Source organism: Kitasatospora sp. A2-31 (assembly GCF_022288725.1).
GTDB lineage: Bacteria > Actinomycetota > Actinomycetes > Streptomycetales > Streptomycetaceae > Kitasatospora.
Genome location: NZ_JAKNTA010000006.1, coordinates 483872 through 497526 on the forward strand (window position 1 = coordinate 483872; position 13655 = coordinate 497526).

General features: G+C 71.9%; 9 protein-coding genes and 1 pseudogene. All 10 read right to left on the minus strand.

The genetic code is table 11. The features are described from left to right. Positions 1 to 1332, minus strand: coding sequence for a serpin family protein (locus tag MCM47_RS20145; protein ID WP_238863004.1), 1332 nt, complete (start codon positions 1330 to 1332; stop codon positions 1 to 3). A 104-nt stretch (positions 1333 to 1436) separates the two neighbouring features. Next, entirely contained in the window at positions 1437 to 2651 is a 1215-nt protein-coding gene (locus tag MCM47_RS20150; RefSeq protein WP_238863005.1) for a cytochrome P450, read from the minus strand. 160 nt (positions 2652 to 2811) lie between these two features. After that, positions 2812 to 3552: a Sir2 family NAD-dependent protein deacetylase gene (locus MCM47_RS20155; protein ID WP_238863006.1), complete on the minus strand. Its 741-nt coding sequence runs from the start codon at positions 3550 to 3552 to the stop codon at positions 2812 to 2814. A 132-nt stretch (positions 3553 to 3684) separates the two neighbouring features. Beyond that, a complete protein-coding gene (locus MCM47_RS20160; RefSeq protein ID WP_238863051.1) occupies positions 3685 to 4569 on the minus strand; it encodes an IS5 family transposase in 885 nt (294 codons plus the stop codon). 85 nt (positions 4570 to 4654) lie between these two features. Beyond that, positions 4655 to 5269, minus strand: coding sequence for a hypothetical protein (locus tag MCM47_RS20165; RefSeq protein WP_238863007.1), 615 nt, complete (start codon positions 5267 to 5269; stop codon positions 4655 to 4657). Between the two features lie 269 nt (positions 5270 to 5538). Further along, a complete protein-coding gene (locus MCM47_RS20170) occupies positions 5539 to 6237 on the minus strand; it encodes a response regulator transcription factor (protein ID WP_238863008.1) in 699 nt (232 codons plus the stop codon). After that, positions 6237 to 7421, minus strand: coding sequence for a sensor histidine kinase (locus tag MCM47_RS20175; RefSeq protein WP_238863009.1), 1185 nt, complete (start codon positions 7419 to 7421; stop codon positions 6237 to 6239). The genes MCM47_RS20170 and MCM47_RS20175 overlap by 1 nt, the downstream gene beginning before the upstream one ends. Positions 7422 to 7503: 82 nt before the next feature. After that, positions 7504 to 8175, minus strand: coding sequence for a DUF4097 domain-containing protein (locus MCM47_RS20180; protein WP_238863010.1), 672 nt, complete (start codon positions 8173 to 8175; stop codon positions 7504 to 7506). 180 nt (positions 8176 to 8355) lie between these two features. Next, positions 8356 to 12249, minus strand: a complete 3894-nt coding sequence (locus tag MCM47_RS20185; protein ID WP_238863011.1) for a DNA-directed RNA polymerase subunit beta' — start codon at positions 12247 to 12249, stop codon at positions 8356 to 8358. Positions 12250 to 12350: 101 nt separating this feature from the next. Beyond that, positions 12351 to 13655 (minus strand): annotated as a pseudogene (locus MCM47_RS20190) (DNA-directed RNA polymerase subunit beta); the annotation flags it as partial.

Genomic DNA, 13655 nt, shown 5'->3' on the forward strand with positions numbered 1-13655 from the left:
TCAGTGCGCCTGGGGGTCGGTGACCTGGCCGAGGAAGAGCGGCCGCCCGTTGGCGGTGTCCCGGACCACGAAGAGGAACGGCCGGTCGACGTGCAGTACGGCGGGCTGCTCGGGGGCCTGCGCGGCCGTCGCCTCCAGCCCGACGCCGCTGCCGGCGGCGGCGACCGTGCCCTCCTCGTCGACCTGGACGGTGGCCTTCTGCACGACCGTGCCGATCACCAGCCGTTCGTTGCTGCCGGGGCCGGGGATGCCGCCGAAGTCGGCCGGGCCGAAGGCCGCCTGCACGCCGAGCGCGCGCAGGGCGGGGGTGAGCTCGTTGGCGGTGTCGAAGTGGAAGCGCGGCAGCGCCAGGTCGACCTGTCGCTCGGCGAGCGAGTCCAGGATCAGGGCCAGCTGCGTCTGGTCGAGTCCCCTGCGGAAGGCCTCGAACCCGCCCTGCGCGGGCACCACCACGTCCATCGCCAGCCGGCCGCCGGCGTAGGGCAGCTCGACGGCCTGCCACGGCTCGCCGAGGATGCCGCCGGAGCCCTCGGCGTAGCGCAGGGTCTCGGTCTGGCTCATCGTGCTGACCGCCGGGGTGGAGCCGTCGAGGCGGTGGAACGGCCGGTCCGCGGTGTTCACGGCCTTGAACGGGGAGGCCCACTTCGCCTTGAGGTAGAGCGCGTCGGTGAGGGCCAGCCGGGTGTCCCGGTTGATCCCGTGCGGACCGAAGAGGTCCTTGATCCGGCCCTCGGTCGCCTTCTCCACCGCCGCGTTGACGGTCTTGCGGGCGTCGTCCGGATGCTTCAGGAAGTCGACCGGGTGCACGCCGGTGTCGAAGGCGGCGGCCAGCGTGGCCAGGTAGTCCTGGCCGAGCGGGAAGCCCTGCTGGACCCAGAGGTCGTCGGCCTGGCGGAGGGTCAGGCCGTCGGCGGGCGGGACGCCGCGGCCGAGGGCGCCCATGGCGACGGCGTACTGCTGCGGGGGGAGGTCGGTGTGCAGCGCCCTGGCGAGTTCGTCGGCGGTGGTGCCGCGGGCGCCGGGCAGCACCATGGCGAGCACGGTCGCCAGGCCGGACGGGGAGAGCACCAGGTTCCGCCCGGCCTGGTCGGGCGTCGCGGTCAGGGTGCGCAGCAGGTCGAGGCCGAAGGCGTTGGCGGCGGTCGCGGTCGCCGCGATCCGGGCCGGGTCGGCGGGCGGCAGGGAGGCGGGTGCGGAGGCCCGCACGACGATCGGCGCGCCGGCTGCGCCGCTGCCGCACCCGGCGATCAGCGGCGCGGCGAGCGCGGCGGTGAGGAGCAGGACCGCCGGGCGGTGGGCGGGGAACGGGGTTCCGTGCGTGCGGCTCGTCATGGCGGTTCGACGTACCCGCCGCGCGACCGGTTCCACGGCCCGCCCGGCGCCGACGGCTCCGTTCGCCCCCGTTCGGTTCACCCGGCCGGGTGCCGCCGGCCGGTTCAGACCTCGACCAGCAGCTCCTGCAGCCCGCGGATCACGTAGCCCGGGCGCCACTCGGGCTCGCGGACCAGCCGCAGGCCCGGCGCCCGGCGCAGCAGCGCGCCGTACGACTCGCTCAGCTCCAGCCTGGCGAGCGGGGCACCGAGGCAGAAGTGGATGCCCGCGCCGAAGGTGATGTGCGGGTTGTCGGCACGGCCGAGGTCGAGCCGGTCGGGGTCGGCGAAACGGGCCGGGTCGCGGTTGGCGGAGCCGAAGAGCAGGGCGATCTCGGCGCCGCGCGGGATGGTGACGCCGCGCAGCTCGATGTCCTCCAGCACCCAGCGCTCGAACATCTGCAGCGGGGTGTCCCAGCGCATCAGCTCCTCGACGGCGGTCGGCAGCAGGCCGTCCACGTCGGCGCGCAGCCTGGCCAGCTCGTCGGGGTTGCGGAACAGCGCCCACCAGCCGTTGCCGGTGGTGTTGACGGTCGCCTCGTGGCCGGCGTTGAGCAGCAGCACGCAGGTGGAGACCATCTCCTGCTCGCTGAGCGCGTCCGAGCCCTCCTGGGCCTGGATCAGCGCGCTGATCAGGTCGCCGCCGGGGGCGGCCCGGCGCTCGCGGATCAGCGCCCGCAGGTAGTCGGAGAACTCGGTGCTCGCGGCGACGGCCCGGCGGGCGGCCTCCTCGGTGGGGTTGAGCTCGAACATGCCGGTGATGTCGGCGGACCAGGGCCGCAGCAGGTGCCGGTCCGCCTCGGGGACGCCGAGCATCTCGGCGATCACCGCGACCGGCAGCGGTTCGGCGACGGCGGCGATCAGGTCGCCGCCGCCCGCCGCGAGCAGCCCGTCGACCAGGTCACCGGCGAGCCGCTGCACGGTCGGCCGCAGGCCCTCGACCATCCGCGGGGTGAACGCCTTGGAGACGAGCCGGCGGATCCGGGTGTGGTCCGGTCCCTCCAGGTCGAGCAGCCCGTGGTCGTTGAGCGTGTGGAACGGCTCGTGCGCCGGGTCGGGCGCGGGCCGGCCGAACTCCTCGTGGGTGAAGCGGTGGGTGTACGTCCGCCCGAGCCGCCGGTCCCGCAGCAGCGCGCTGACGTCCTCGTAGCGGGACACCAGCCACTGGCCGGTCGGTTCGAAGTACGTCACCGGCGCGTGCTCGCGCAGCTCGGCGTACGCGTCGTACGGGTGGGCCACGAACTCCGCCGACCAGGGGTCGAACTTCGCCGTCGTCGTCATCGATCGATCACTCCTGGCCGAGAGGGGGGGGGGAGCCGGGGTGATCATCGTACGCACGCGGCCCGTCCGGTCCAGGCCCCTTCCGAGCGCCGGTCCGCACGGCGTCCGGGGCCGGCCCGGCAGGGCGGGCCGGCTTTGGGCCCGTACGGCTCGGCCCGGCCTAGCCGTACTGCTCGACCAGCCGGCGGACCAGTGCCGGGAGCGCCGTGGAGATGGGCTCGCGGACCACCTCGGCCGCCACCTCGTCCAAGGGGGTGGGCTCGCCGTTCACGACGACCAGCCGGGCACCGCTCCGCACCGCCTCCAACGGCAGGCCCGCCACCGGGAAGACCTGGAGGCTGGTGCCGACCGCGACGAAGAGGTCGCACGACCTGGCGATGGTGTCGGCCTGCTGGAGCACCGTCCGGTCCAGCGCCTCCCCGAACATCACCGTGCGGGGCCGGAGGATGCCGCCGCAGTTCCGGCAGGCCGGGTCCGGCTCGCCGGCCGCCACACGCTCCAGCGCCTCGGCCATGGTGCCGACCGTCCGACAGTCCACGCACTGCACCTCCTGTGCGGTGCCGTGCAGTTCGAGGACCTTGCGGGGCGTCAGACCGGCCCGCTGCTGCAGGCCGTCGACGTTCTGGGTGAGCACCCGCATCGGCAGCCCGCTGCGTTCCAGCTCGACCAGGGCCCGGTGGCCGGCGTTCGGCTCGGCGGCCAGGGCGCCGGCGTCCCGGCGCAGCAGCCAGGCCCGGCGGCGGACGTCCGGATCGGCCAGGTACGGGCCGATGGTCACCAGGTCCTGGGCGCTCGGGTCACGCTGCCAGAGCCCGTTCGGGCCGCGGTAGTCGGGGATGCCGGAATCGGTGGAGATGCCGGCTCCGGTGAGCACGGCGATCAGCGGACGCTTCGCGTTCATGCCCCGGACGGTACGGTCCGCCCGTCGGGGGGCGCCAGCGAATTCCTCCGGCGCCCGGCACCGCTGCGACCTCACCGGCCCGCTCTCTCCCCACGCCGGCCCGCTCTCAGAAAGTGTTGGGTAACTGGGTGATCACTCGCTCGTGAGGTCGTCGGCGAGGCGGCGGGCTGCTTCGATCTCGATGGGGCCGTGGGGTTCGATCGTCTCGTCGGCGAGGCGGGCGGCCATGAGGCGGATCATCGCGACCTTGATCATCGCTTCGGCGTGCGCGGTCTTGCGCTCGTAGTCCCGTGCCAACCGTCTGCACCGTCCCAGCCAGGAGAATGTCCGCTCGACCACCCACCTGCGGGGCAGCACCTGGAAGCCTTTCACATCCGCATTCCGGGGCACCGCGACGATCTCCAGGTTCTCCCGCTCCGCCGCCCAGCCGACGAGCCCCGCATCGATCGCGTTGACGTAGCCCCCGTCCACCCACACCAGTCCGACCTGCGGAAACGCATCGCGGACACCGGCGAGGACCAGCTTCGCCCCGGCGCGCTCCTGCACCGAGGCCGAGTGCACGACCGCCCGCAGCACGAGGCCGCAGGTGTCCACCAGAAGGTGCCGCTTGCGGCCCCGAACGCGCTTGCCCGCGTCGTAGCCGATGGCCTCGCCGCCCTGGTGACTGCGCACGGATTGTGAGTCCAGCACCGCCGCCGACGGCTGCGGATCTCGGCCGTCCGCCACCCGGAGCCGCTCGCGCAGCGCATCGTGGACCCGGTCCCAGGTCCCGTCCGCCGTCCAGGCGCGGAACCACCGGTAGGCCGCATCCCACGGCGCGAGATCGTGGGGCAGCAGCCGCCACGCACAGCCCGTGACCAGCACGTACAAGACGCTGTCCACGACGAGTCGACGAGGGAACTTCAACGGACGGCCACCCCGGCGCGGATCCCGCCCGGGCAGCAGCGGCTCGATCACCGCCCACTGAGCGTCCGTCAACGACGAGTCATAGGACGGCTTGCAGGAACAGGCACACATGGTGGTGATCTTCGCGGACCCGTCACCCACGAAGATCATCGCCAGCGCATCACGCCATGCAGTTGATCAATTACCCAACACCTTCTCAGGCCCGGGCGGCCACCGGGCGGCGCAGCCCGGTGAGGCCCGCCAGCGGGGCCAGGGCCACCAGGTAGAGCACCGCGGCCACCGGGATCAGCGCCAGGTCGGCCGCCGTCATCGCCGTGCCGGCCAGCACCAGTACCGGGCTCCACCAGCGCAGCGTGCGCGACCGGCCCGCCGCGGCGGCCACCAGCAGCGCCAGCAGGCCGACGTAGAACAGCAGCGGTCCGACCGAGTAGAAGGCCGGCAGCACGCCCGGCCGGCTCTGGACGGCGTCGAACAGCCGGTGCTGGTCCGCCTTGTCGACGGCCACCGCCCCGACGTACAGGTCGATGCCGATCTGCCCGAGCGAGGCCGCCAGGCCCGCGAAGGCCGTCCCCGCAGCCGAGTTCGCGGCGAGCCGGCCCAGCGCCCCGCGGGGCCGCAGCCCCCGGCGCAGCGCCGCCAGGACCACGCCGAACAGCAGCAGTCCGACGAACATCAGACCGTGGCCGACCAGCCAGCCGGGGCCCGGGTCACGGGAGCCCTCCAGCAGCCGGACGCCGCCGTACAGGCCCATCAGGGCGGGGGCGCCGACGACGGCGAGCGGGGTGAGGCGGGCGGGCTTCGAGGTGTCCATGGGGTGCGCTCCGAATCTGCGGTCCGTTCCGACACCACCGATGCTGGCCGCCGCGGCCCTCGTCACGGATCGCCCGTACCGGCGAAGTGGCCGCCTCCCCCGCACGGGTGAGCCCCGCTCAGGCCTGCCCTGCACGCAGCCTCGCACGCAGCCCCGCACCGCACCCGGTCGTGCACGGCACCCGGGCCCGCACCGCGCTCGGACCCGCACCCCGCTCAGCCCCGCAACCGCGCTCAGGCCTGCAACCGCCCTCAGGCCCGCAACCGCGCTCAGGCCTGCCCCGCGACGACCGCCCCGGCCTCGTAGGCGAACACCACCGCGTGCACCCGGTCCCGCAGTCCGAGCTTGGCCAGCACGTTGCTGACGTGCGTCTTCACCGTGTGCTCGCTCACCACCAGCTCGGCCGCGATCTCCGCGTTGGAGAGCCCGCGGGCCAGCAACCGCAGCGTCTCCTGCTCCCGCACGGTCAGCTGCTCCAGCAGCCGGGACGGCGCCCGCACGCCCTGCACCCCCTGGGCCGCGGCGCCCGGCCCGCCCGGGCGGCGGGCGGCGAACTCGCCGATCAGCCGGCGCGTCACCGACGGTGCCAGCAGCGCCTCGCCGGAGGCCACCATCCGCACGCCGTGCGCCAGGTCGTCCCGGCGGACGTCCTTCAGCAGGAAGCCGCTGGCCCCCGCGTACAGCGCGTCGAAGACGTAGTCGTCGACGTCGAAGGTGGTCAGCATGATCACCTTGGTGGCCGGGTACTCCGCACAGACCCGCCGGGCCGCCTCCAGTCCGTCCATCACCGGCATCCGGACGTCCAGCAGCAGCACGTCGGGCTCGTGCACCCGCACCGCCTCGATCGCCTCGGCCCCGTCGCAGGCCTCGCCGACCACCTCGATGTCCGGCTGAGCGTCCAGGATCATCCCGAACCCCGCCCGCACCAGCTCCTGGTCGTCCGCGACGACCACCCGTATCGGCTGCATCAGCCCACCCTCTCCGCCAGGCCCGCTGCGCCCACGGGCAGCCGGGCACTCACCAGGAAACCCCTGCCGCCCGGGCCCGGCCCGGCCTCGGCCCGGCCGCCGCAGGCCGCCGCCCGCTCCCGGATGCCGACCAGGCCGCGCCCGCCGGACCAGCCGTTCGCCACGTGCTCCGACGACAGCCGCAGCCCGCGCCCGTCGTCGGCCACCGTGACCGACAGCTCCTCCCCCGCGCGGACCACCCGCACCGACACCCGCGAGGCCTCGGCGTGCTTCACGGCGTTGGTCAGCGCCTCCTGCACGATCCGGTAGGCCGCCGCCTCCACCTCGGCCGGCAACGGCCCGGCGGAGGGGTCCACCTCCAGCTCGACCGCCGGCCCGGTGCCGCTCACCCGCGCGGCCAGCGCCGGAAGTTCGGCCAGCCGCGGCTGCGGGGACAGCTCCGGTGCCGCGCCGTCCTCCTTCAACACACCGAGCACCCGCCGCAGTTGGACCATCGCATCGCGGCCCGCGCCGGCGATGTCGTCGAAGGCGCGGATCGCCCGGTCCGGGTTGTCACGCACCACCAACGGCCCCGCCTCGGCCTGGATGACCATCAGCGAGACGGCGTGCGCCAGGATGTCGTGCATCTCCCGGGCGATCCGGGCCCGCTCCTCGGCCACCGCACGGGCCGCGTCGCTGGCCGCCCGCCGCCCGGCTTCCAGCGCCCGGTCCGCCTCCACCCGGGCGAGCCGGCGCAGCTCCCGCACCAGCGAACCGAGGACGAAGGTGCCGACGGTCAGCAGCAGGCTGAAGAACGCCCCGTTCACCGAGTGCGTGCCCAGGATGTTGGAGACCACCAGGACCCCCAGCAGCAGCCCGCGCTGCCAGTCCCGGCCCCGGTCCGCCACCGTGTAGATGGTGACCACCGCGTACACCGGGATCTGCGGCATCACCGAGTGGGCGACCACCGACACCGGGATCGACGCCAGACCGCTGAGCGCGGCCACCGTCAGCGGCGCCCGACGGCGCCAGGGCAGCGGCAGGGCGGTGCCGATCGTCATGGCGTAGACCCACCAGGGCCAGTCCGTGTCGTCGTTGCGGACCGACCAGAGCGAGACCGCGAACGAGAACAACGCCAGCGGGACGTCCAGCAGGTAGGGGTTCCCCCCGGCCCACCGGGTCCACCACTGTGCCACGCGCCCCACGGCGACCCCTCCCCCGAGTCCGGGAGCACCGCCCCCGCGGAGAAGATCATGCCCCACCGGCGGGATGCTCGGCACGCCGCTCTCAGCCATGCCCGACCGTCACGCCACCCGTCTCGGCCCGGGCGAGGATGCCGCGCGGCGCCCCCGGCTGCCGCGGCACCGCCACGTCCACCTCGCCCGTCCCGGTGCTCGCGTCCACCGCGTAGGCGTCTCCGGCCGGCACCCACAACCGGACCCCGCCGGTCCCGGTCCGCGCCTCGACCCTCGCCGGCGCGGCGGCGAAGGACGCCTCGACCCCGCCGGTGCCGGACCGCAGCAGCGCCGTCCGCGAGGTCAGCCCGGTCGCCTCCACCCCGCCGGTGGAGACCGTCGCCTCCACCTCGCCGGCCAGCCCGCTCAGCCGCACGCCGCCGGTCTCCGCCGTCACCCGCACGGCCGTCCCGGCCGGCACGTCCACCTCGTAGCCGAGCCCGCAGTCCTCGCAGTCGTAGGTCAGCGTCAGCGTCCCGTCCTTCAGCTCGTGGTTGCTCCGGGGCGCCTCCCCCCGGTAGCTCTGGTGCTCGGTGACCCGCACCCCGCTGCCGCCGCCGCGCACGACCACCCCGCCGACGCGGCCCTGGACGACCAGCACCCGGACCGGCTCGGCCACCGCGTAGCTGACGTCCCGCCGCTCGTCGTCGTCCCCGACGAAGCACCCGGACATCCCGGCCAGCACCGCCCCCGTGATCGCCACCGCACCCAGCACCCGCTTCATCCCCGGCTCCTCCCGCATCCGTGCTCCGACGCCCCGAGACTCCCCCGGGCCGGCCCGCCGGCGCCTCGCCCGCAGGAGCGGTTCCGCCGCCTCCCCCGCGCGACGGATCCGGACGCGCGAACGCCGCAGGGCGGCCACCCGAAAGGGGTGACCGCCCTGCGGCGTTCGGTGACCGTGGACTCAGCCGGTGTACGGGCCGTAGTCGTAGTCGTCCAGCGGGACCGCCTGGCCGGAGCCGGCGCCGAAGGGCGACAGGTCGTAGTCGTCGTAGCCGACGGCCGAGTACATCGCGGCCTTGGCCTCCTCGGTCGGCTCGACCCGGATGTTGCGGTAGCGGGGCAGACCCGTACCGGCCGGGATGAGCTTACCGAGGATGACGTTCTCCTTGAGGCCCAGCAGCGGGTCCGACTTGGCGTGGATCGCCGCGTCGGTGAGGACCCGGGTCGTCTCCTGGAAGGAGGCGGCCGACAGCCAGGACTCGGTGGCCAGCGAGGCCTTGGTGATACCCATCAGCTGCGGACGGCCGGAGGCGGGGTGACCGCCCTCGGAGACCACGCGACGGTTCTCCTGCTCGAAGCGGCCGCGCTCGACGAGCTCGCCCGGGAGCAGCTCGGCGTCGCCCGACTCGATGATCGTCACGCGGCGGAGCATCTGCCGGATGATGATCTCGATGTGCTTGTCGTGGATCGACACGCCCTGCGAGTTGTAGACCTTCTGGACCTCGGCGACCAGGTGGACCTGGACGGCACGCTGGCCCATGATGCGCAGGACGTCGTGCGGGTTGGTGGCACCCATGGTCAGCTTCTGGCCGACCTCGACCGCCTCGCCCTCGCTGACGAGCAGCTTCACACGCTTGGAGACCGGGTAGGCGATCTCGTCGCTACCGTCGTCCGGCGTGATGACCAGCTTGCGGGTCTTCTCGGTGTCCTCGATGCGGACCCGGCCCTGCGCCTCCGAGATCGGGGCCACACCCTTGGGGGTACGGGCCTCGAAGAGCTCGACGACACGCGGCAGACCCTGGGTGATGTCGTCACCGGCCACACCACCGGTGTGGAAGGTACGCATGGTCAGCTGGGTACCGGGCTCACCGATGGACTGGGCGGCGATGATGCCGACCGCCTCGCCGATGTCGACCAGCTTGCCGGTGGCCAGCGAGCGTCCGTAGCACATGGCACAGGTGCCGACGGCCGACTCACAGGTCAGGATCGAGCGGGTCTTGACCTCGCTGATGCCGTGGCGGATCAGCTCGTCGATCAGCACGTCACCGAGGTCGGTGTTGGCGGTGGCGAGGAGCTTGCCGTCCACCGTGATGTCCTCGGCGAGCATGCGGGCGTAGACGCTGGTCTCGACGTCGTCGGCCTTGCGCAGCACGCCGTCGGCGCCGACGGAACCGATCGCCAGCTTCAGGCCGCGCTCGGTGCCGCAGTCCTCCTCGCGGATGATGACGTCCTGGGAGACGTCGACCAGACGACGGGTGAGGTAACCGGAGTCGGCGGTACGCAGCGCGGTGTCCGCGAGACCCTTACGGGCACCGTGGGTGGAGATGAAGTACTCCAGCACGGAGAGACCCTCACGGAACGACGCCTTGATGGGTCGCGGGATGGTCTCGTTCTTCGCGTTGGACACCAGACCACGCATACCGGCGATCTGGCGCATCTGCATCATGTTTCCACGAGCACCCGAGTCGACCATCATGAAGATGGGGTTCGTCTTCGGGAAGTTCGCGGCCATGGCGTCCGCGACCTCGTTGGTCGCCTGGGTCCAGATGCCGACGAGCTCCTGCTTGCGCTCGTCGTTGGTGATCAGACCGCGCTCGTACTGCTTCTGGACCTTCTCCGCCTTCGCCTCGAAGCCCTCCAGGATCTGGGGCTTGCTCGGCGGGACGATGACGTCCGAGATCGAGACGGTGACACCCGAGCGGGTCGACCAGTGGAAGCCGGCCGCCTTCAGGTTGTCCAGGGTCGCCGCGACGACGACCTTGGGGTAGCGCTCCGCCAGGTCGTTGACGATCGCGGAGAGCTGCTTCTTGCCCACCTCGAAGTCGACGAACGGGTAGTCCTCGGGCAGCAGCTCGTTGAAGAGCGCACGGCCCAGGGTGGTGTTCAGGCGGAAGGACTCGCCCTCGAACCAGGTCGGGCGGCCCTCCTCGTCCACCGGCGGGGTCCAGCCGCGGGGCGGGACGGTGCCGATGGGCAGGCGCAGCTCGATCGGGGCCTGGACGTCCAGCTCGCGGGCGTCGAAGGCCATGATCGCCTCGGCGGTCGACGAGAAGGAGCGGCCGGCGCCCTTCACGTTCTCGCGGTCCGAGGTGAGGAAGAACAGACCGAGCACCATGTCCTGGGTCGGCATGGTGACGGGGCGACCGTCGGCCGGCTTCAGGATGTTGTTCGAGGACAGCATCAGGATGCGGGCCTCGGCCTGCGCCTCCGCGGAGAGCGGCAGGTGGACGGCCATCTGGTCACCGTCGAAGTCCGCGTTGAACGCGGTGCAGACGAGCGGGTGGATCTGGATGGCCTTGCCCTCGACCAGCTGCGGCTCGAAGGCCTGGATGCCGAGGCGGTGCAGGGTGGGTGCACGGTTCAGCAGCACCGGGTGCTCGGCGATGACCTCTTCGAGCACGTCCCACACGACCGGGCGGGCGCGCTCGACCATGCGCTTGGCCGACTTGATGTTCTGCGCGTGGTTCAGGTCGACCAGGCGCTTCATCACGAACGGCTTGAAGAGCTCCAGCGCCATGGCCTTCGGCAGACCGCACTGGTGCAGCTTGAGCTGCGGGCCGACGACGATGACCGAACGGGCCGAGTAGTCGACTCGCTTGCCGAGCAGGTTCTGGCGGAAACGACCCTGCTTGCCCTTCAGCATGTCGCTGAGGGACTTCAGCGGGCGGTTGCCCGGACCGGTGACCGGACGGCCGCGGCGGCCGTTGTCGAACAGCGCGTCGACGGCCTCCTGGAGCATGCGCTTCTCGTTGTTCACGATGATCTCGGGCGCGCCGAGGTCGAGAAGCCGCTTCAGGCGGTTGTTGCGGTTGATGACGCGGCGGTACAGGTCGTTCAGGTCGGAGGTCGCGAAGCGGCCACCGTCCAGCTGCACCATCGGACGCAGGTCCGGCGGGATGACCGGGACGCAGTCCAGCACCATGCCGTTGGGCTTGTTGGTGGTCTGCAGGAACGCGGAGACGACCTTGAGGCGCTTGAGCGCACGGGTCTTCTTCTGGCCCTTGCCGGTGCGGATGATCTCGCGCAGGCGCTCGGACTCCTCGGCCAGGTCGAAGGTCTCGAGGCGGTCCTTGAGGGCCGCCGCGCCCATCGAGCCGGAGAAGTAGGTGCCGAAGCGGTCGCGCAGCTCGCGGTAGAGCAGCTCGTCGCCCTCGAGGTCCTGGACCTTGAGGTTCTTGAAGCGGGCCCACACCTCGTCGAGACGGTCGAGCTCGCGCTGCGCGCGGTCGCGCAGCTGCTTCATCTCGCGCTCGGCGCCCTCGCGCACCTTGCGGCGGACGTCGGCCTTGGCGCCCTCGGCCTCCAGCTCGGCCAGGTCGGTCTCGGCCTTCTTGGCGCGGGCCTCGAGGTCGGCGTCGCGGCGGTTCTCGATCTGCTGGCGCTCGACCGAGACGTGCGCCTCCAGGGACGGCAGGTCGCGCTGGCGGCGCTCGTCGTCGACCCAGGTGATCATGTAGGCGGCGAAGTAGATGACCTTCTCGAGGTCCTTCGGCGCCAGGTCCAGCAGGTAGCCCAGGCGCGACGGGACACCCTTGAAGTACCAGATGTGGGTGACCGGAGCGGCCAGCTCGATGTGGCCCATCCGCTCACGGCGCACCTTGGCACGGGTCACCTCGACGCCGCAGCGCTCACAGATGATGCCCTTGAAGCGGACGCGCTTGTACTTGCCGCAGTAGCACTCCCAGTCCCGGGTGGGGCCGAAGATCTTCTCGCAGAAGAGTCCGTCCTTTTCGGGCTTCAGGGTGCGGTAGTTGATGGTCTCCGGCTTCTTGACCTCGCCGTGCGACCACTGGCGGATGTCGTCGGCGGTGGCCAGGCCGATGCGGAGCTCGTCGAAGAAGTTGACGTCAAGCACTGGTCGTCAAGCCCTCTTTCGTAAGTCGAGAGTCGTTCGTGTGGTCTGAGGGGGGCCTGGGGGCGGGCCGGCTGCTCAGCGGGCAGCCGGCCCAACCTCCGTCAGACCTCTTCGACGCTGCTCGGCTCGCGCCGGGACAGGTCGATGCCGAGCTCCTCGGCGGCGCGGAACACGTCCTCGTCGGAGTCCCGCATCTCGATGGACTGGCCGTCCGAGGACAGCACCTCCACGTTGAGGCAGAGCGACTGCATTTCCTTGATGAGGACCTTGAAGGACTCGGGAATGCCGGGCTCGGGGATGTTCTCGCCCTTGACGATGGCCTCGTAGACCTTCACACGGCCGAGAACGTCATCGGACTTGATGGTGAGCAGCTCCTGCAGCGCGTACGCGGCGCCGTATGCCTCAAGGGCCCACACCTCCATCTCACCGAAGCGCTGACCACCGAACTGCGCCTTACCACCGAGCGGCTGCTGGGTGATCATCGAGTACGGGCCGGTCGAGCGGGCGTGCAGCTTGTCGTCGACCAGGTGGTGCAGCTTGAGGATGTACATGTAGCCGACCGAGATCGGCATCGGGAACGGCTCGCCGGAGCGGCCGTCGAACAGCCGGGCCTTGCCGGTGGAGTTCACCAGGCGCTCACCGTCACGGGTGAGGGTGGTGTTGTCCAGCAGACCGGTGATCTCGTCCTCGCGGGCGCCGTCGAAGACCGGGGTGGCGAGGTTGGTGCCGCCCTGGACCTTGTCCGCACCGATCGCCTGCAGGCGCTGGGCCCACTCGTCGGCCAGGCCAGAGACGTCCCAGCCCTGCTGGGCGAGCCAGCCGAGGTGGATCTCCAGGACCTGTCCCGGGTTCATTCGGGACGGGACACCCAGCGGGTTGAGGATGATGTCGACCGGGGTGCCGTCCTCGAGGAAGGGCATGTCCTCGACCGGGAGGATCTTGGAGATGACACCCTTGTTGCCGTGGCGGCCGGCGAGCTTGTCACCGTTGGTGATCTTGCGCTTCTGGGCCACGTAGACGCGGACCAGCTGGTTCACGCCCGGGGGAAGCTCGTCGCCCTCCTCGCGGTCGAAGACGCGCACGCCGATGACCTTGCCGGACTCACCGTGCGGCACCTTCAGCGAGGTGTCGCGGACCTCGCGCGCCTTCTCGCCGAAGATCGCGCGGAGCAGGCGCTCCTCCGGGGTCAGCTCGGTCTCACCCTTCGGGGTGACCTTGCCGACCAGGATGTCGCCGGTGACGACGTCGGCGCCGATGCGGATGATGCCGCGCTCGTCGAGGTCGGCGAGGACCTCCTCGGAGACGTTCGGGATGTCCCGGGTGATCTCCTCGGGGCCGAGCTTGGTGTCACGGGCGTCGACCTCGTGCTCCTCGATGTGGATCGAGGAGAGGACGTCGTCCTGCAC

What these genes read in the sequence shown, in the direction of transcription:
- MCM47_RS20170 (WP_238863008.1), bottom strand. Translation starts at nt 6,237, where the DNA reads ATGCAGCCGATACGGGTGGTCGTCGCGGACGACCAGGAGCTGGTGCGG.
- MCM47_RS20160 (WP_238863051.1), bottom strand. Translation starts at nt 4,569, where the DNA reads ATGTGTGCCTGTTCCTGCAAGCCGTCCTATGACTCGTCGTTGACGGAC.
- MCM47_RS20145 (WP_238863004.1), bottom strand. Translation starts at nt 1,332, where the DNA reads ATGACGAGCCGCACGCACGGAACCCCGTTCCCCGCCCACCGCCCGGCG.
- MCM47_RS20180 (WP_238863010.1), bottom strand. Translation starts at nt 8,175, where the DNA reads ATGAAGCGGGTGCTGGGTGCGGTGGCGATCACGGGGGCGGTGCTGGCC.
- MCM47_RS20165 (WP_238863007.1), bottom strand. Translation starts at nt 5,269, where the DNA reads ATGGACACCTCGAAGCCCGCCCGCCTCACCCCGCTCGCCGTCGTCGGC.
- MCM47_RS20150 (WP_238863005.1), bottom strand. Translation starts at nt 2,651, where the DNA reads ATGACGACGACGGCGAAGTTCGACCCCTGGTCGGCGGAGTTCGTGGCC.
- MCM47_RS20155 (WP_238863006.1), bottom strand. Translation starts at nt 3,552, where the DNA reads ATGAACGCGAAGCGTCCGCTGATCGCCGTGCTCACCGGAGCCGGCATC.